Annotated in this window: 15 protein-coding genes; 11 read left to right on the top strand and 4 right to left on the bottom strand. The window is 51.2% G+C overall.

Going from position 1 to position 16,517, the window contains the following annotated elements:
• From B9Y59_RS15925 to mscL, 5 genes are all read left to right on the top strand, one after another.
• The gene (locus B9Y59_RS15925; protein WP_153802359.1) at positions 1–156 is read left to right on the top strand and encodes a hypothetical protein; all 156 of its coding nucleotides are present in this window, start codon (positions 1–3) and stop codon (positions 154–156) included.
• 151 nt (positions 157–307) lie between these two features.
• The gene (locus B9Y59_RS14310) at positions 308–2,542 is read left to right on the top strand and encodes a polyribonucleotide nucleotidyltransferase (protein WP_082402290.1); all 2,235 of its coding nucleotides are present in this window, start codon (positions 308–310) and stop codon (positions 2,540–2,542) included.
• On the top strand, positions 2,430–3,158 hold the full coding sequence (locus tag B9Y59_RS16875; protein WP_085534290.1) for an IS3 family transposase: 729 nt from the start codon (positions 2,430–2,432) through the stop codon (positions 3,156–3,158). The genes B9Y59_RS14310 and B9Y59_RS16875 overlap by 113 nt, the downstream gene beginning before the upstream one ends.
• Positions 3,101–4,945, top strand: coding sequence for a TasA family protein (locus B9Y59_RS14300; RefSeq protein ID WP_085534287.1), 1,845 nt, complete (start codon positions 3,101–3,103; stop codon positions 4,943–4,945). Before B9Y59_RS16875 ends, B9Y59_RS14300 begins: the two co-directional genes overlap by 58 nt.
• Positions 4,946–5,576: 631 nt before the next feature.
• Positions 5,577–5,990, top strand: coding sequence for a large conductance mechanosensitive channel protein MscL (mscL, locus tag B9Y59_RS14295; RefSeq protein WP_054324805.1), 414 nt, complete (start codon positions 5,577–5,579; stop codon positions 5,988–5,990).
• A gap of 353 nt (positions 5,991–6,343) precedes the next feature.
• Here mscL and B9Y59_RS14290 read toward each other — a convergent pair whose 3' ends face one another.
• A complete protein-coding gene (locus tag B9Y59_RS14290) occupies positions 6,344–7,639 on the bottom strand; it encodes a cation:proton antiporter (protein ID WP_054324804.1) in 1,296 nt (431 codons plus the stop codon).
• A 419-nt stretch (positions 7,640–8,058) separates the two neighbouring features.
• Here B9Y59_RS14290 and proB point away from each other — a divergent pair, with 419 nt between their 5' ends.
• From proB to B9Y59_RS14275, 3 genes are read left to right on the top strand one after another with little or no spacing between them, the layout of a single operon-like run.
• Complete coding sequence (gene proB, locus B9Y59_RS14285; protein WP_054324803.1) at positions 8,059–8,859, top strand: glutamate 5-kinase; 801 nt, start codon at positions 8,059–8,061, stop codon at positions 8,857–8,859.
• A gap of 40 nt (positions 8,860–8,899) precedes the next feature.
• The gene (locus B9Y59_RS14280) at positions 8,900–10,144 is read left to right on the top strand and encodes a glutamate-5-semialdehyde dehydrogenase (RefSeq protein ID WP_085534285.1); all 1,245 of its coding nucleotides are present in this window, start codon (positions 8,900–8,902) and stop codon (positions 10,142–10,144) included.
• Between the two features lie 34 nt (positions 10,145–10,178).
• Positions 10,179–11,153, top strand: a complete 975-nt coding sequence (locus B9Y59_RS14275) for a hypothetical protein (RefSeq protein ID WP_085534283.1) — start codon at positions 10,179–10,181, stop codon at positions 11,151–11,153.
• A gap of 162 nt (positions 11,154–11,315) precedes the next feature.
• On the opposite strand, the gene B9Y59_RS14270 is transcribed toward B9Y59_RS14275, so the two are convergent.
• The 3 genes from B9Y59_RS14270 to B9Y59_RS14260 form a co-directional block, all read right to left on the bottom strand.
• Positions 11,316–11,861, bottom strand: coding sequence for a RodZ family helix-turn-helix domain-containing protein (locus B9Y59_RS14270; protein WP_054324801.1), 546 nt, complete (start codon positions 11,859–11,861; stop codon positions 11,316–11,318).
• Positions 11,862–12,136: 275 nt separating this feature from the next.
• On the bottom strand, positions 12,137–12,520 hold the full coding sequence (locus B9Y59_RS14265) for a hypothetical protein (protein ID WP_085534281.1): 384 nt from the start codon (positions 12,518–12,520) through the stop codon (positions 12,137–12,139).
• 55 nt (positions 12,521–12,575) lie between these two features.
• Positions 12,576–12,755 (bottom strand): hypothetical protein, encoded by a 180-nt coding sequence (locus B9Y59_RS14260; protein ID WP_085534279.1) that lies wholly within the window; start codon positions 12,753–12,755, stop codon positions 12,576–12,578.
• Positions 12,756–12,901: 146 nt separating this feature from the next.
• On the opposite strand from B9Y59_RS14260, the gene B9Y59_RS14255 reads away from it, so the two are divergent.
• The 3 genes from B9Y59_RS14255 to B9Y59_RS14245 all read left to right on the top strand — a co-directional run bounded on the left by B9Y59_RS14255 (position 12,902) and on the right by B9Y59_RS14245 (position 16,328).
• Positions 12,902–13,369, top strand: coding sequence for a YfcE family phosphodiesterase (locus tag B9Y59_RS14255; RefSeq protein WP_085534673.1), 468 nt, complete (start codon positions 12,902–12,904; stop codon positions 13,367–13,369).
• Positions 13,370–13,595: 226 nt separating this feature from the next.
• A complete protein-coding gene (locus tag B9Y59_RS14250) occupies positions 13,596–15,290 on the top strand; it encodes a phospho-sugar mutase (RefSeq protein ID WP_085534277.1) in 1,695 nt (564 codons plus the stop codon).
• 111 nt (positions 15,291–15,401) lie between these two features.
• Complete coding sequence (locus tag B9Y59_RS14245) at positions 15,402–16,328, top strand: DUF7916 family protein (protein ID WP_085534275.1); 927 nt, start codon at positions 15,402–15,404, stop codon at positions 16,326–16,328.
• Positions 16,329–16,517: the final 189 nt, after the last annotated feature.

Raw genomic sequence — 16,517 nt, 5'->3', positions numbered from 1 at the left:
GTGCCGTCTGCCCTTCTGCACGTTCAGGCGGTGGTGGGCGCTGCTGAAAAAGCGCCCGCTGGACTGCCGGTGATGGCCCAGACCTCAAAATGGGAAGTACAGGACTTAGCCGTGAAACGAACGCCGCGCCCGGCGCGGGGCTGGTTTCATTGCTAAACCTGTTTCCTCCCAAAGAGGCGCAACCGGAAGAAAAGATCTTGCAGGCCAGGGATTTGAGCGGTGGTGCCCGGTGCTTTGTCCGCAAAACCAATGGGGTTGCAGGAAATGACGAGTGAAAAATGGATTTCTGATTCTAGGAGGAGACAAGATGTTTGAAAATTTTAGAACGTTTGAGACGGATTTTGCGGGACGCCCGCTGGTGATTGAAACGGGCAAGATGGCGCAGCTTGCCAATGGCGAATGTTTGGTTCGTTATGGCGAAACAGTGGTGCATGTTGCCGTTACAGCTTCGGCCAAACCGCGTGAAGGCGTGGATTTCTTCCCGCTTTCGGTTGACTTTGAGGAAAAGCTCTATGCGGTCGGCAAGATTCCCGGTTCTTTCCTAAAGCGGGAAGGCCGCCCGAGCGATAAGGCAATTTTGACCTCCCGTGTGATTGACCGCCCCATCCGTCCGCTGTTCCCCAAGGATATGCGCAACGATGTATCGGTTGTCTGCACGGTGATGAGCGTAGACCACGATTGCCAGCCGGAAATCGCTGCCATGGTGGGTACCTCCATCGCGCTGACTATCTCCGATATTCCGTGGAACGGCCCGATTTCGGGCGTATCGGTCGGAATGATCGACGGCGAATATATCATCAACCCGACGGCAGAGCAGCGTGAAAAGAGCCGGATGGCAGTCACGGTTGCCTCTACGGATGAGCGCATCGCAATGATCGAGGCGGGGGCGAAGATTGTCACCGACGAAGAGATGTATAACGGCATTATGGCGGGCCATGAGGCCAACCAGAAGATCATCGAGTTTATCAAGGGCATCCAGAAGGAGATCGGCAAGGAGAAGTTCAGCTATCCGAGCAATGAGCCGGATGAAGAGATGCTCGCCGCCATCAAGGATTTTGCGATGGAGGATGTAAAGTACGCCCTTGATACGGATGACAAGAATGTCCGCGATGAGCGCCTGAAGCCCATCTATGAAAAAGTACACGAGAAATTTGACCCGATCTACCCGGAGCAGGAGGCAAAGATCGAGGAGTGTATGTATCGCACACAGAAATATATTGTACGCCGCTGGCTGTTGGACGAACAGAAGCGCGTGGATGGCCGCCAGATGGACCAGATGCGCCCGCTTGCAGCAGAAGTCGATCTGTTGCCGCGTGTACATGGTTCCGGGATGTTTACCCGCGGGCAAACACAGGTACTCACGGTGGCCACACTCGGCCCGGTGAGCGACCAGCAGATGCTGGATGGCATCGACGAGGAAGAGTTCAAGCGCTATATCCATCAGTATAATTTCCCGTCCTACTCTGTGGGTGAGACAAAGCCCAGCCGCGGTCCGGGCCGCCGTGAAATCGGCCACGGTGCGCTGGCAGAGCGCGCACTGGTTCCGGTAATCCCGCCGGTGGAGGAATTCCCATATGCATACCGCCTGGTCTCCGAAGTGCTTTCCTCCAACGGTTCGACCTCTCAGGCTTCGATCTGCGGTTCCACTCTGGCGTTGATGGCGGCTGGTGTGCCGATTAAGGCGCCGGTGGCCGGTATTTCCTGTGGGCTCATCACCGAGGGCGAGCGCTGGATGACTATGGTGGACATCCAGGGCGTAGAGGACTTCTTCGGCGATATGGACTTCAAAGTTGCAGGCACCAAGGAGGGCATCACCGCCATCCAGATGGACCTGAAGATCAGCGGCCTAACCCCCGAGATGGTGAAGGAAGCATTGGAAAAAACCCACAAGGCGCGCAACTATATCATTGACGAGATCATCCTCAAGTGCATTCCGCAGCCGCGCGAGGAGCTCTCCAAGTATGCTCCGAAGATGATGAGCACCGTAATCCCGGTGGACAAGATCCGTGAGGTGATCGGCTCTGGCGGCAAAGTTATTCAGAAGATCTGCGCAGAGTGCGATGTCAAGATGGATGTGGAAGAGGACGGTCATGTCTTTATTTCCGGCCTGGATAAGGATAACTGCCAGCGTGCACTGACGATTGTCGACACAATTGTCAACGATCCGGAGCCCGGCGCGTTCTATAACGGAAAAGTTACGCGCATCATGGATTTCGGTGCATTCGTAGAGATTGCACCCGGCAAGGAGGGCCTCGTTCACATTTCCCGACTGGATGTAAAGCGCACAGAGAAGGTGACGGATGTCGTCAATGTGGGCGATGAAGTCATGGTCAAGGTTTTAGAGATCGACGACAAGGGCCGGTTGAACTTGTCCCGCCGGGATGCGTTGATTGAAGTGGAGGGAATGGTGCCGGAGAATACCATTTCGGATGCCCCGCGCCGCCCAGAACGCCGCGATGGCGGCCACTTCCACCGCAGAGACGACCGCCCGCGCGCGAGCAATGGTTTTATTGCAAACACCAATAAGAAGCCCAACAAATAAATTTGTTTTTCAAGCATCCGTTCAGGAAAGCCCTGGACGGATGCTTTTTGATTCGTGCGTTACAATACGGCATTACTCCGTCCATGTCGAGACGGGCCAGTCCATACGACATGCCATGGCCAAAAATTTCTTTTCCATTCTCAAATCCGAATGCATTCGCATTTACAAGCCTGAGACCATCCTTGAAGTACAGACGTTCATTGATGAATACATCACTATTTATAACAACGAGTCCATTCCACTCAGCACGAAGCGCTCTCTTTTTGAAAAGCGGCGCCTGTTTGCTCAATTCGCCGTTATCCTACGTTTGGCCGTTTTATTTCTGTCTTTTCCTTCTGGAACCGTTCAATTGCTAGGGGGATTGGCTCTCTTCTTACAGGGGACAGAAAAAGGGAAGCATTTTCCGAAATATCTAGGACTAGGAAAACTTTTTGCAATTTTTTTATGGATACTTCGATTTAGCACTTGTAACGGTAGATTGGAATGTCGTATAATAATGATGAATAATATTATCCTCTATATGGGTGGGGATGGTATTTGCAGAAGGAGTGTGAGAGGATGGGCAAGATTAAAAATCATCTTGTTTTATCGGTTGTCTCGTTTCTGCTTGTGTTGACCGTGTTGGGAAGCGGGACCTTTGCATGGTTCATGGATACAGAGCAGACAAGCGCCAATTTCCAGTCGGGGATTTTGGATGTAGAATTGGTGGTCGATCATACGGATGAAACGGTTCCCCTGAATTTTACCAATCTTCGTCCGCTAACCATTGAGCAGCTCCGCGACGAATTTCAGATGGACGAGAATGGTGTTATTACCAATAAGAATGAGGATGGATTTGCAGGAAATCCTTTGTATTTCTTTCAGGTGAATGTGGAAAACAGAGGCTCGCTGCCGATGCAGGTGAAGTTGGCGGTTCGCGAGCAGAAAAAGGACGAGGGTTCCGATCTGCCGTATGGGGATAAAATTCCCAACCTTGTTGATAATGGACATGGCGGTGTAAAGGTTGATGAGGACGAGCCTGAAATTGCCTGTCAAAACGATCTTCGGGAGTTTTTGCATGTCCAGCTTTATCAAACAGAGCTCACGGATAACGGTTATGTACTGACGCCGGTTCTAGAGGAGGCCGACGATGCGGCGGCCCAGAAGAACGATGAAGTTTCCGATGGGACGGTGACCCTGTGGAAGAATGGAAAACCGTTTGATTATGTGGTCCCGGAGGTTCTCCCTGCGGGAGGGAAAACTTCTTATATATTGGCCGCGTGGTTGCCACAGACGGTCGGCAATGAGTGCCAAGGGAAACACTTCCACGGAGCTCTATATGTGAATGCGGGACAGGTGGACGAAGGAGCGACCATGACGGCGATGCCGGATTGGAGCGAGCCGGAAAGCACGGTGGAAGCAACGGTCAAAGTCCGCTATGAGCTGGCGGATGGCAAACCTGTCAAAGAGGTAGAACGGGTTATCCAGGAAAAGCCAGGCGAGGTTGTCCTGAAACCGCTTGCCAGTGAGTTGGAGGGGACTGGGTTTCGTCTGACAGATGCGGATGAAACTTACACAGTAAGCTTGTCACCAGAGGGTAAGGTTACTTATCAAGCGAACGATACAGCGGCAACTTTTACGGTAGAAGATACATATGTGGATGATCCCAGCAAAGAATTCGATGATGGCGATGGGACGCAACAAAATCCATATATCATCATGAATGCCCGCCAGTTGGACAATGTGCGCAACCATTTGGATGCCCACTATAAACTTGGCCGTGACATCGATCTGACCGGTTATTATGGCGCGACTTGGGTTGAGCAGGGTTGGACTGAGGAAATGGGTTGGATGCCGATTGGACGGACGGCGTCTCAAACACAGTGCGAAATGTTTAAGGGTAGTTTGGATGGGCAGAATTTCACCATTACCGGACTGAAAATAACCGATTCAAAGCAGCAGGTAGGGCTTTTTGGCCGTGTTGTGAAAGACACAGGCGTAGAAGGAAGCGGTGTTATTTGTAATTTAAATGTACAGGCTCCCGAAGTGTGGGGGTGCACGTCGGAAGGAAACTCTTATGATGGAAAAGTAGGCGTGATTGTTGGCCAGACCAATAATGGTGCAGCCGTTAGAAACTGTACGGTATCCGGCGGCTCTGTAAAAGGCGGAAAGGAAGGGGAGCCTACAAAATCGGTTGGTGGAATTGTTGGTTATCAAGGCTCGGCAAGTGACCAAATAAGCAATTGTACGGTTGAAGATTTGAATGTCACGGTACATATTTTGGATTCTGAATTGAAAAAAGATTCGGATGCTTATGCCAAGCGGTTGATCCTTGGTTATAAGCCCAATTCAGCGAGCTGGCCGACTGCTTGCCTTGGTGCAGGATGGGTAAATGGTGAAGAGAAAACCGTTACCTTTTCGTAACAAGGCATTGAAAAAAGACAGGGCTTATTCTTAATACAAACCAGAAAAGGGACAGATTGCTATATCTGCCCCTTTTTCTTATAAATATTATGGATTGTACGGAATGTGAAATTGAAAAATATTCAAAATCATAGTAGTGACAGGGATACCCTGCAATTTGGTGGGGACTGTCATTTGATATATCCCCATTACAAATAAACAAACGGATATTGATAATAGGGATAACTGTGGTCAAACGGCAGCTGTAAAATGATGGATGATTCCTCTCACTAATTGACTAATGAATATTTTTAATAGGGACAGTCATCGCAAAAGGCAGGTTGTCCCTCTTGCTAATATACTAATGAATGCTTTTAATAGAGACAGTCACCCGAAAAGGTAGGGTATCCCTATCGTTATTAAGCTAATCTGTATGTTTAAAGATTTTTATGATATAAACACATGAACAGCAGAAGGGCGTGTGCAGCCCCCTGTGGTTCGATAAGAGATTGTTTTTGTTTGATGTTTTTAATAGCAGCTGAGATTAAGCAATTATTACAATATTGTTTACTATCTGACAAAATGCGAGAAGGCTCTTTTCCTTTTATCCTTTCTATGCTATATTGTAAAAAATTAAAGGGAGGATTAAGCGATGAAAAAATTTATACAGGAATTTAAAACCTTTGCATTGCGGGGAAACATGATGGACATGGCTGTCGGTGTTATCATTGGCAGCGCCTTTTCCGGAATTGTAACCTCATTGACAGACAATTTTATCAATCCTATTTTGAACCTGGTGACCGGCGGACAAACGTATACGTTGCAGGATGTAGCAGGCTTTGCTTCTGCATTTCTTTCATCGCTGGTCAATTTCCTTATCATGGCATTTGTATTGTTCTGTCTGCTGAAGGGAATCAACAAACTGATAACCTTGGGACATAAAAAAGAAGAAGTGCCTGCTGTGACAGTGAAAAAATGCCCTTACTGTAAAACGGAGATTGCAATCGACGCGACGCGGTGCCCACACTGCACTTCGGAACTCGCAGTGGAAATAGAGAGCAAATAAGTCGATCAAAAGGTTACATAACAAATACGGTTGCCTACCAGGGGGCTACTGGGAGAAGAAAACGCCCTATTCCTTACATTGCATGTGATGCAGGAATAGAGCGTTTCGACTTTGTAGGAAGAAATATCTATTGAAAGTGCAATTTTCAAACAAGAAAACCCGGAAAATAGAGATCAAATAAAAGAAGAGAGGGGACCAAAAACTACGAATCTTTGGATTCATAGGAAAGGGGCTCCTCTTTCTGTTTAGAAAAAATCTAAGTTTCCAAAAAACAAGGGTATCCGAAAGTCATTTCGTGACTTTTGGGATACCCTCAGATAATTCATAAATGCTTGTTTGGCCTAACAGGACAATCAAGCGTTCTGTGTTAACCGTATGGAGTCCATGTCCGAACCAAGCTCCATACTGTTGCTAGTTAGGACTTGGTAGTTTGTCTTTAGCTGGTCTTCAGGGGGAACAGGTGTATCCCCTCCCTTATCGTTACGGAAAGCAAGCTTCAACAGAATGGGCGCGACAATCGTCGTGGCAACCACCATGATGATTACGGGGCCAAAGAACACCGAAGACATCAGTCCCAAAGCAGCGCCCTTCGTGGCAACGATCAAGGCAACCTCACCACGGGAAACCATGCCGGCGCCAATCTGTATGGATTCATGGTTCGTGAATTTACACATCTTTGCGCCGAATCCACAGCCAACGATTTTGGTCAGGATTGCGACGATAACCAACAAGACAGAGAACAGAATGATGGAACCCGTCATGTCCGGCAAAGATACCTTTAAGCCGATACTTGCAAAGAAGATCGGGGAAAGGAAGATATAGGAAAGGGTTTCAAATCGCGCCGCAATGTATTTGCTGTGCTCTGTGTTCGAAATAACCATACCGGCGATAAAAGCGCCTGTAATGTCTGCCACACCGAAAAACTGTTCTGCACAGTAGGACAGAAGCAAGCAGAACACAAAAGCCAGGATGACAAACCGCCGCATATCCTTCTGATAACGCGCCTGGAATTTCTTGAACAATACGTAAAACAGGAAACCGCCGCCAGCGGATACAATGAAGAAAGCGACAATTTTGAGCAAAACAACGACGATGTTCACGCTCGAATCGGCCAGACTGGTGACCACTGTCAAAGCGACAATGCCGAGAATGTCGTCAATGATCGCCGCGCCCAAAATCGCATTGCCTGCACGGGTGTTTAATTTTCCCATTTCCTTGAGGGTTTCCACGGAAATGCTGACAGAAGTGGCGGTCAAAATGATACCAATAAAGATGTTTTGCAGGAAAATATTGGCCCCGGGGCCAGCAATCGCCTCATTGTTAAAGAAGTGTGCCAAAGCGAATCCACCGCCGAGTGGAACCAGAACACCGATCAACGCGATAACAAAAGACGCCTTGCCCGTGTTTTTCAGTTCTTGAATATCGGTTTCCAAACCCGCGGTAAACATCAGAACGATGACGCCCACCTCGGACAACTTGGTGATGAAGTCCGTCTCCTGCAACACATTTAACATAGCCGGACCCAGGATCAAACCGGCAGCCAGCGCGCCGACAACCTGCGGCATCTTAAACTTGCGGGTGACCAGGCCAAACAGTTTTGTGCTGAGAAGAATCAGTGCTAAATCGAACAGAAAGCCATACCCTTCCATTTGTCGTGCCTCTTTCCTTCATAATTTTGTCATATCTTTTATTGAATATAGATTATATCCCGAATCAAAAAGCTTGACAATATGGCGAATCGACAAATATTTTGATGGAATTGTAAATTTTTCAACCAGGATACCAACCGGTTACAACTTGTTCCTCGATTGTCATAGGATGATGTTAAAATTGCATTAGGATTTTGGGTAAAACAGGCACCCGTGTCGAAATCTGGCTTTATTCTTGTCAACGGACATGGTATAATAATCTCACGCCGTTCAAAGGAATAAGGGCTATTGCCCGTGATGTGGCTCTACAATTGGGAAGAGAATAGACGCTTCCCGTTGCCAGATCTGAATCGGATGAAACGACGGCACGACTGGTATAAATCCACGGGAAAACTTGAGGGAAAAGAGGACAGAATCGTATGTCGGCAATCACACAGGCAAAGCGAGTGGTCATCAAGGTAGGGACCTCTACCCTGACTTATGAAAATGGAAAGATCAATTTACGGCGAATGGAATCCCTGTGTAAGGTACTTAGCGACCTGCAAAACTCCGGTAGGGAGATCATTCTGGTGACTTCCGGAGCGATCGGCGTTGGGGTTGGAAAGTTGGGTTTGACAGAACGCCCGCAGGAGACGGAAAAAAAACAAGCCCTTGCTGCTGTCGGGCAGTGTGAGCTGATGTTCATGTACGACAAGTTTTTCGGAGAATACAACCGCACGGTGGCCCAGGTGCTACTGACCGGGGATGTTGTTTCCAATCCGCATAGCAAGCAAAATGTTGTCAATACATTCCAGGAACTGATTGGGATGCAGATCATCCCGGTTGTCAATGAGAATGATACCGTCGCAGTGGACGAGTTGGTCGGCATGCAAATCGGTGACAACGATACGCTCTCGGCGATTGTGGCCAAATTGACCGACGCGGATCTATTGGTGATTTTGACCGACATTGACGGTCTGTATGATGCGAACCCGCGTGCGGACTCCAATGCGAAACGAATTCCGTTTGTGCGGGAGGTCACGCCGGAGGTTGTTGCATTGGCGGGTGGGACAGGTTCCAACCGGGGCACAGGAGGAATGCGGACCAAGGTGAGCGCAGCTGCCATCGCCAATGAGGCGGGTATTTGCTGTTGTGTGATGAGCGGAGCGAACCCGAAAAACCTGTACCATCTTTTCGATGGCGAGCAGATTGGGACAGTTTTCGGCACAGGAAAACAGTAAAATAAAATTGGGCTTCGTCCCGGAAAAAGAGGTGGACTGGATGACCATTTTGGAGCAAATGGGGCAAAAGGCAAAAGAGGCATCGCGGGCTCTGGCAGTGGCCGGAGCAAAAAAAGATGCAGCTCTTATGAAAATGGCGGATGCCATCGAAGCACATGAGGCAGAAATTCTCGCGGCAAATGAAAAGGATCTCTGCGCGGCACGTGAAAGCGGGATGCGTGAAAGCCTGTTGGACCGGCTGGCGCTCTCATCAGCGCGCATCGCGGGGATGGCGCAAGGCGTGCGTGGGGTGGCCGCCCAGGAAGATCCGGTGGGGCAGGTTGTAAACGGATTTGTCCGCCCCAATGGACTACAAATTCAGCGCGTGCGGGTACCCCTCGGGGTGATCGGGATCATCTATGAGGCCCGGCCCAACGTGACAGCGGATGCGGCAGCCCTCTGTCTAAAGGCGGGTAATGCTGTGATTCTGCGCGGAGGAAAAGAGGCAATTCATTCGAACACCGCGGTGGCAGAAGTGATGCGAAATGCAGTGGAAGATGCGGGATTGCCCGCGGATTGTATCCAACTGGTACAGGATACCACGCGCGCGTCTTCTATCGAGATGATGGGGTTGACCGATTATCTTGACGTTTTGATCCCGCGCGGCGGAGCGGGGCTGATTCGTTCCGTAGTGGAAAATTCCCATGTGCCGGTGATTCAGACCGGCGTGGGCAACTGCCATGTCTTTGTAGACGCGTCCGCAGACATCGATATGGCAGTCAACATTATATTTAACGCAAAGACTTCCCGCCCGTCGGTCTGCAATGCGATGGAGAAACTGTTGGTCCATAGGGACATTGCCGAGAAAGCGTTGCCTGCCATTAAGGCACGTCTGGACGAGAAGAAAGTGGAACTGCGCGGTTGCAAACGGACATGTGAAATTTTGGGGGATGCTGTACTTCCCGCGCAGGAGGAGGATTGGAGCTGTGAGTACCTTGACTACATCCTGGCGGTCAAGGTGGTGGATTCCTTTGAAGATGCCCTCGTACACATTGCCCGATACTCATCCGGACACAGCGACGCGATCATCACCAATGACTATACGAATGCCCGTGCGTTTACAGAGCGGGTGGATTCAGCGGCGGTCTATGTCAATGCTTCGACCCGCTTTACAGATGGCGGTGAGTTCGGTTGTGGCGCCGAGATCGGGATTTCTACCCAAAAATTGCATGCCCGCGGTCCGATGGGAGTGCGGGAGTTGACCTCCACCAAGTTTATCATCACAGGGGATGGTCAAATCCGATAAGTACATAAAATAGGCGATTATACGGAGAGGATTCATGAATAATAAACTGGAAAATCGAAAAAACCGGGCGCGAAAGAACCCAAAACCGGAAGGGGTATCAACTGAGGGGACGGAGCAGGAAAAGCTACCTGTGGCGGGAAAACGGCGCAGGGAAAAGATTGCCGACTTTACGGCCGATTACCGCGAAGCCTTTACAGAACGGCCGACGGTTTCTCCGACAGAGGACGATGCGACGGAGATCGATGATTTCTATCCGGATGCGGACGAGGATGACGCATTGTTGACAAAATGGGCGCCCGAGCCGGAGGAAGAGAACACGATTCCTTCGGTGCCAGAACAGCCTGTACGCCGGAAGGGGCGCAGGCGGTATGGGGTTGCAGTGGGCGCTTTGGTTCTTCTGCTGGCGCTGGTGGGCGTGGTATTTATCGCCGGGACCATTGGCAACCGTATTTACACCACGATGACGGACGATTCCCAGTTGCGCGAGTATGACACGTTCCTGACGCCAGTGGTTATGCAGGACCCCGCCCCATTCGAATCCATCGAGGAAGCGGACGAAGATTTCATTCTGAACGCATCCCTGTGGAAAACCATTACGGCGAACAACGGGACAAACTATACCGAGTACGATGAGGCTGGCCGCGCGTTGGTTCCTCTGGGAGATGTAGTGGATGCCTGCCGGGAACTATTCGGCCCCGATTGCCAATTACAGCCCAAAACTCCGGCCGAAGAGACTTTTTTTGAGTACGATTCGGTTCAAAATGAATTCCATGTGGCACTGTACAGCTCTGACAGCAGCTATACCCCTTATACGGAGAGCGAAAACAAAAACGGTGGAAAGGTCTATCTGCGCGTGGGTTATGTATCCCCAAGCGACGAATGGCGAAATCAGACCAGTAGTACCATCGAGGGACCTACGCCTACCAAGTATATGGAGTACGAGTTGACTATGGACTCCTCCACACAGCAATACTATATCTCAGCAATCCGGTCGTTGGAAGAGGAATGAGTGTACGAAAGAGGGCGTCCCAAAAGTCATGAAATGACGGAAGGATACCCTCTTTTTTTAGAAACGCAGATGTTTTTCCAAACAGAAAGAGGATGCCCCTTTCCTATGAATCCAAAGATTCGTAGTTTGGGGACACCCTCTGGCGGTTGCCATGACGCAAGGTCACAGTGCAATATACAGAAGTGCAAACAGCAGACCGGGATCAGATTTTTCCTCACTGAGAATTAAAATCAGAGCAAGAAGGAGCGTCCGGTCGCTTTCCCGAAACAGCATTTGAAAGATGTCGGTCACGGGATTGGCCGGCCGCACCATGGCTGGCGGGATGGAGGCCGTCTGCTGTGGCCGGGGAACCTGCGCCGGGTGCTGGCCGGCATTCGCAGTTTCTCGTCCAGAAGGGGCCGGTTCTGAAGCCGTGTGAGGATTGGAAGAATCCGGCTGTGTGTGTGGCGTAGATTCTGTATGCGACGCCGACCCTTGACGCGGCGTAGGGTGTTGGCTGTGTGAATTTGTTGCTTCCCGCCGCTCTACAGAACCATTGCGGGCAGGCGGGGAAGGCTGCCGCTGTTGCACTTGTTGGGGATGCGTATCGCTGCGGCGCGGTTCCGGCTGTGTGCCGGATTGGTACTGCATAGCGCGCGCCTGCATTTCGCGAACACGGCGGATGGCATCCTGTTGCATCCGGTTCATCTCGCTGTCGTTGATCGCCATCTCACCACCTCCAAAGGACGCGCGTCGTCGTTCCACAGGGGTTTGCACAGTGTGCAAAAACGATGGCCTGTGGACGATCGGAATACATGGGGTTCATACAATTGCATATTGGCCGCTCGACAGCATTTGGGCTAGCCGGTTTTCCGCAGGTTACAGAGGACACGTATTTTGTAGGTTAGGTTTGGGTATAGGACAAACCGACAGGAAAAAGACGCATATAAAGCGCTTTTCGGTCCAGAGGCCCAGACCGTCCAGAAAACGGGGAAAACCTGTTGCTAGAGAATACCTTGGCTGCGCAGAATGGGCAACATGCGCATGAGCTGTAGAATTTTGGTTGCCTGGTCCAGTTTTGTCTGGCGTTCGTCACTGAGCATGGGCCGCAATGCGTGTAGAAATCGGGTGCTGTCGTCCTCCTGATTCATACTGGAGAGCAGCGGTGCGAGTTTCATAACGGTTTGAAGCATATCGCCGTCCAATCCTAAACCTGCAAGCGGGTTTCCCTGTGCGGGCGGTTGCGGCGCGGCGGATGGCTGCGGGGGCGGGGCGCTCTGTGGCTGCGCTTCCGGCGTATCTCCCTGCGGCGCGCCGAACTGGCTGAGAAGGCTCGCTATGGCTGGATTTTGCAGCAGTTCGCTGATCTTTCCGGTTAAGTCATCCATCGCGGTACCTCCTTTCTGGATGGGCCGTACGGCTTGCGCGGGAATTCTGGGCGGTTCAGCCCTTACCGGTCAGTTTTTTCAGGAGCTCCTGCGCTTGTGGGGTGCTCAGCACGCGGTTGGTAGCTTCCTTGTCGTTTAAGATCTGGTTTAGTTTCGCTGTGTCAGCGGGGCTGAGGCTTTTTAATAGATTGTTGAGCATGTTGGCCTGCTCAGCATTTGGCGGATTGACTGCCATCGTTCGACCACTCCTTTTTTGATGACATGCGGATATTGTTTGATTGGTCATCAATAATATATGTCGGTATAAGATAGTATATGAAAGAAATCGGAATGCGGTTCGGCATGTCCGGGAATATCTTACAGGGAAGGGAAAGAATTTATATGCGAATCTTAGTAGTATCGGACACCCATAGGGACCAGTATTCACTGGAACAAGCGGTGCTCCGCCAGCCGAAGGCCGAGGTGGTCATTCATCTGGGCGACGGCGCGGACGAAGCAGAAATGGTTAAAGCAAAATTTCCCGAGAAAACGTTTTTACAGGTTCGTGGCAACTGTGATTGGGGGTGTGACCTGCCGGTTGAGGGAGAGATCACTTTGGAGGGAAAGAAACTTTTTTATACGCATGGGCATGTGTATAATGTAAAATACGGATTGTATAATATTTGCTGTGCAGCCCGAGAAAAAAAGGCAGACATCGTGCTGTTTGGACATACGCATCAGGCCTTAGCAGAATATGACGAGGGCCTGTATATTTTGAATCCGGGAAGCCTGCACGGAAGCTTGGGAACGTACGGGATCATCGACATTACCCCTGCGGGGATTGTGACAAATATTATCCCGATTGGATGAAGGGTTATAATATTGAAAGGAAAAGAGCTTGTTTAAATGGGACGATTGGTTTCAATCGGTCCCTGTACGAGAGGGCCTTTTGGGGATATTTCATCAAGGACAATCTCGACAGTATGCTGGTTGACAGCGGCAAAAACACATGGTACTCTATACGTAGAAACCAATAAATCCCCCGCGGGAGCGGGAAACATAGATAGAGCTTTACAAAATGAAAGGGGATTATAGGATGAGTGAATACGAAAGATGGCTGGCCCAGAAGTTGGATGACCCCGATTTGACGGCGGAGCTTGAGGCGATCCGCGACCAGCCGGAAGAGATCAACGACCGGTTCTATTGCAACCTGGATTTCGGTACGGCGGGCTTGCGCGGTGTGATCGGCGCGGGCACCAACCGCATGAACGTCTATATTGTGCGCAAGGCCACCCAGGGCCTCGCGGATTACCTGAATGCGCATGTGCGCAATGCAAATGTGGCGATCGCCTATGACAGCCGTATCAAGTCCGATGTGTTTGCGAAGGAGACAGCGGCGGTTTTGGCGGCAAACGGCATTCATGCCCACATTTATCCGTGGCTTTCCCCAGTGCCGACCCTCTCTTTTGCCACGCGCTATCTGAAGTGCGATGCGGGTGTGTGCGTCACAGCGAGCCATAACCCCGCAAAATACAATGGATATAAGGTCTACGGCAGCGACGGCTGCCAGATCACCAGCGAAATGGCCAAGGAAGTTTCCGATGCGATTGCCAAGACGGATGTCTTTGAAGGCGTAAAACGCATGAGCTTTGAGGACGGCGTAAAGGAAGGCCGTATCAGCTATATTAAAGATGAGGTCATCAATGCCTTCTTGCAGGAGGTGTTAAACCAGAGCGTCATCCCGGAGCCCTGCAAAGGATTGAAAGTGGTCTATACCCCGTTGAACGGTTCCGGCCGCGTCTGCGTGACGCGCATCCTCGACATGATCGGCGTGGACGACGTGACCGTCGTACCGGAGCAGGAGATGCCGGACGGCCATTTCACCACCTGCCCGTTCCCGAATCCAGAGGTCAAAGAGGCCCTGCAGAAGGGCTTGGAGCTCTCGGAGAAGGTACAGGCCGACCTGTTGGTTGCAACCGATCCGGACTGCGACCGTTGCGGCATCGCCGTCAATCAGAATGGCGAATATGTGCTGATGAGCGGCAATGAGGTGGGCGTGCTTCTTCTCGATTTCATTGCACAGGCGCGCATCAAAAACGGGAAGATGCCCAAGGACCCGGTGGCCGTCACCACGATTGTAAGCACGGACATGGCGGACGCGGTGGCCAAATCCTACGGCATTGAAATGCGCCGCGTACTGACAGGCTTCAAATATATCGGGGATCAGATCGCTTCTTTGGAGGCGGCGGGACATCCGGAGCGCTATATCTTCGGCTTTGAGGAGAGCTATGGCTACCTCTCCGGCGGTTATGTGCGCGACAAGGACGCGGTGGACGCGAGTATGTTGATCTGCCAGATGGCATACTACTACAAGCAGCAGGGCAAGACTTTGGTCGACGCGATGAACGAGCTGTATGCAAAGCACGGCTATTATAAGAACGGCCTGTTGAACTTCGCCTTTGAGGGAGAGGACGGCATGAAGACCATGAACCGCATCATGGATACGTTGCGCGCCAATGCGCCGGCGGAGATCGCGGGGTATCAGGTCTCCGGCTGGTCCGATTATGAAGCGAGCAAGCGCTACGACGGCGGTACAGAGAGCGAAATCACCCTGCCGAAATCCAATGTGCTGGAATACCGGCTGGAAAATGGCAGTAAAGTGATTGTCCGTCCGTCCGGCACGGAACCGAAGATCAAGATCTATCTGTCTGCCAAGGGCGCAGACCAGGCGGCATCAGAAGAGGTTGTCGGAAAGCTGGAAGCGGCGATCAAGCCGTTGCTCGGCATTTGATCTCGGATGTTCTAGGATTTGCCACTCGATTGTAAAAGCGGAACAGATAAAGAATATAAAAGAAGGAGGCGGATGGGGACATCCGCCTCCTGTTGTTAGGAGGAATTAAGCATGTTAAAACGGCTTTTGGATTGTAATACCACCGATCTGGAGACCATGAATAAAGACCAGATTTTAAAGTCGATTGCCATGAGCGAGGGCCGCATACTGGCGTGTGAAACAATCGGCGCAGTACAGCCTATGTTGGGAAACATCACCAACGCGGAGTTCGTCTGTGCCATGGGCGCGGACGTGGTCATTCTGAACATGTTCGATGTGATCGAGCCCCAAATTTGGGGTCTCCCGAAGGTTGAACCGAAGGACACCATCCGGGAAATCAAGCGTTTGACGGGCCGCTTGGTTGCGGTCAACTTGGAACCGGCGGAACAGTCCTTTTCGGCGGGCTCGGATGAGGACATCTGGAGCTTGACAAACGGCCGCAAAGCCAGCCTACAAAATGCGAAGACGGCTGCCGCCATGGGGGCGGATATGCTCGTCTTGACGGGGAATCCGGGGATCGGTGTCCAAAACAAAGCAATCACAGAATCCCTTGCAGCCATTGCGCCGGAACTGGGGGACAAGGTAATTCTGGTTGCGGGCAAGATGCACGCATCGGGCATCCTGTCTGAAGCGGGGCGCGGGATCATCACCCGCGAAGATATTTCCGAATTCGCCGACGCGGGCGCCGATGTGATCCTTCTGCCCGCGCCGGGGACGGTGCCGGGCGTGACCATGGAATATATCCGAGAGCTTGTCAGCTATGCGCATTCCCTGGGCTTGTTGACGCTCACCGCGGTGGGGACGTCCCAGGAGGGCGCGGACCAGCAGACCATCCGGCAGATTGCCCTCATGTGCAAGATGACCGGTACCGATATGCATCATCTGGGCGATGCGGGCTATATCGGCATGGCGCTGCCGGAGAATATCATGGCCTATTCCTCTGCAATCAAGGGAATTCGCCACACTTACCGCCGCATGGCGCGCTCGATCAACCGGTAAGAATCAAATAGAGGCGGCGGACCAAAGTGCTGTCTCTGCTTTCGCAACTACAGGAAATGAGATCCCGACCGCTCAATAAGAATTCTGACTCCTATTTAGAAGCTCTTGGGAAACCTGTGGGCCTGTTTCGCAGACGGCGAACAAGAAAAAATGGTTTCTTCGGGAAATCTTCCAGGGTATATACGATGC

This window comes from Anaeromassilibacillus sp. Marseille-P3371 (genome assembly GCF_900169665.1).
Classification (GTDB): Bacteria; Bacillota; Clostridia; order Oscillospirales; family Acutalibacteraceae; genus Anaeromassilibacillus.
The sequence above is the reverse complement of the archived record's forward strand: the minus strand, read 5'-3'. Positions and strand labels throughout refer to the sequence as shown.

What these genes read in the sequence shown, in the direction of transcription:
- B9Y59_RS14300 (WP_085534287.1), top strand. Translation starts at nt 3,101, where the DNA reads ATGGGCAAGATTAAAAATCATCTTGTTTTATCGGTTGTCTCGTTTCTG.
- B9Y59_RS14245 (WP_085534275.1), top strand. Translation starts at nt 15,402, where the DNA reads ATGTTAAAACGGCTTTTGGATTGTAATACCACCGATCTGGAGACCATG.
- B9Y59_RS14280 (WP_085534285.1), top strand. Translation starts at nt 8,900, where the DNA reads ATGACCATTTTGGAGCAAATGGGGCAAAAGGCAAAAGAGGCATCGCGG.
- B9Y59_RS14265 (WP_085534281.1), bottom strand. Translation starts at nt 12,520, where the DNA reads ATGGATGACTTAACCGGAAAGATCAGCGAACTGCTGCAAAATCCAGCC.
- B9Y59_RS14255 (WP_085534673.1), top strand. Translation starts at nt 12,902, where the DNA reads ATGCGAATCTTAGTAGTATCGGACACCCATAGGGACCAGTATTCACTG.
- B9Y59_RS14260 (WP_085534279.1), bottom strand. Translation starts at nt 12,755, where the DNA reads ATGGCAGTCAATCCGCCAAATGCTGAGCAGGCCAACATGCTCAACAAT.
- B9Y59_RS14250 (WP_085534277.1), top strand. Translation starts at nt 13,596, where the DNA reads ATGAGTGAATACGAAAGATGGCTGGCCCAGAAGTTGGATGACCCCGAT.
- B9Y59_RS14290 (WP_054324804.1), bottom strand. Translation starts at nt 7,639, where the DNA reads ATGGAAGGGTATGGCTTTCTGTTCGATTTAGCACTGATTCTTCTCAGC.
- B9Y59_RS16875 (WP_085534290.1), top strand. Translation starts at nt 2,430, where the DNA reads ATGCCCCGCGCCGCCCAGAACGCCGCGATGGCGGCCACTTCCACCGCA.
- B9Y59_RS14310 (WP_082402290.1), top strand. Translation starts at nt 308, where the DNA reads ATGTTTGAAAATTTTAGAACGTTTGAGACGGATTTTGCGGGACGCCCG.
- B9Y59_RS14270 (WP_054324801.1), bottom strand. Translation starts at nt 11,861, where the DNA reads ATGGCGATCAACGACAGCGAGATGAACCGGATGCAACAGGATGCCATC.
- mscL (WP_054324805.1), top strand. Translation starts at nt 5,577, where the DNA reads ATGAAAAAATTTATACAGGAATTTAAAACCTTTGCATTGCGGGGAAAC.
- proB (WP_054324803.1), top strand. Translation starts at nt 8,059, where the DNA reads ATGTCGGCAATCACACAGGCAAAGCGAGTGGTCATCAAGGTAGGGACC.
- B9Y59_RS14275 (WP_085534283.1), top strand. Translation starts at nt 10,179, where the DNA reads ATGAATAATAAACTGGAAAATCGAAAAAACCGGGCGCGAAAGAACCCA.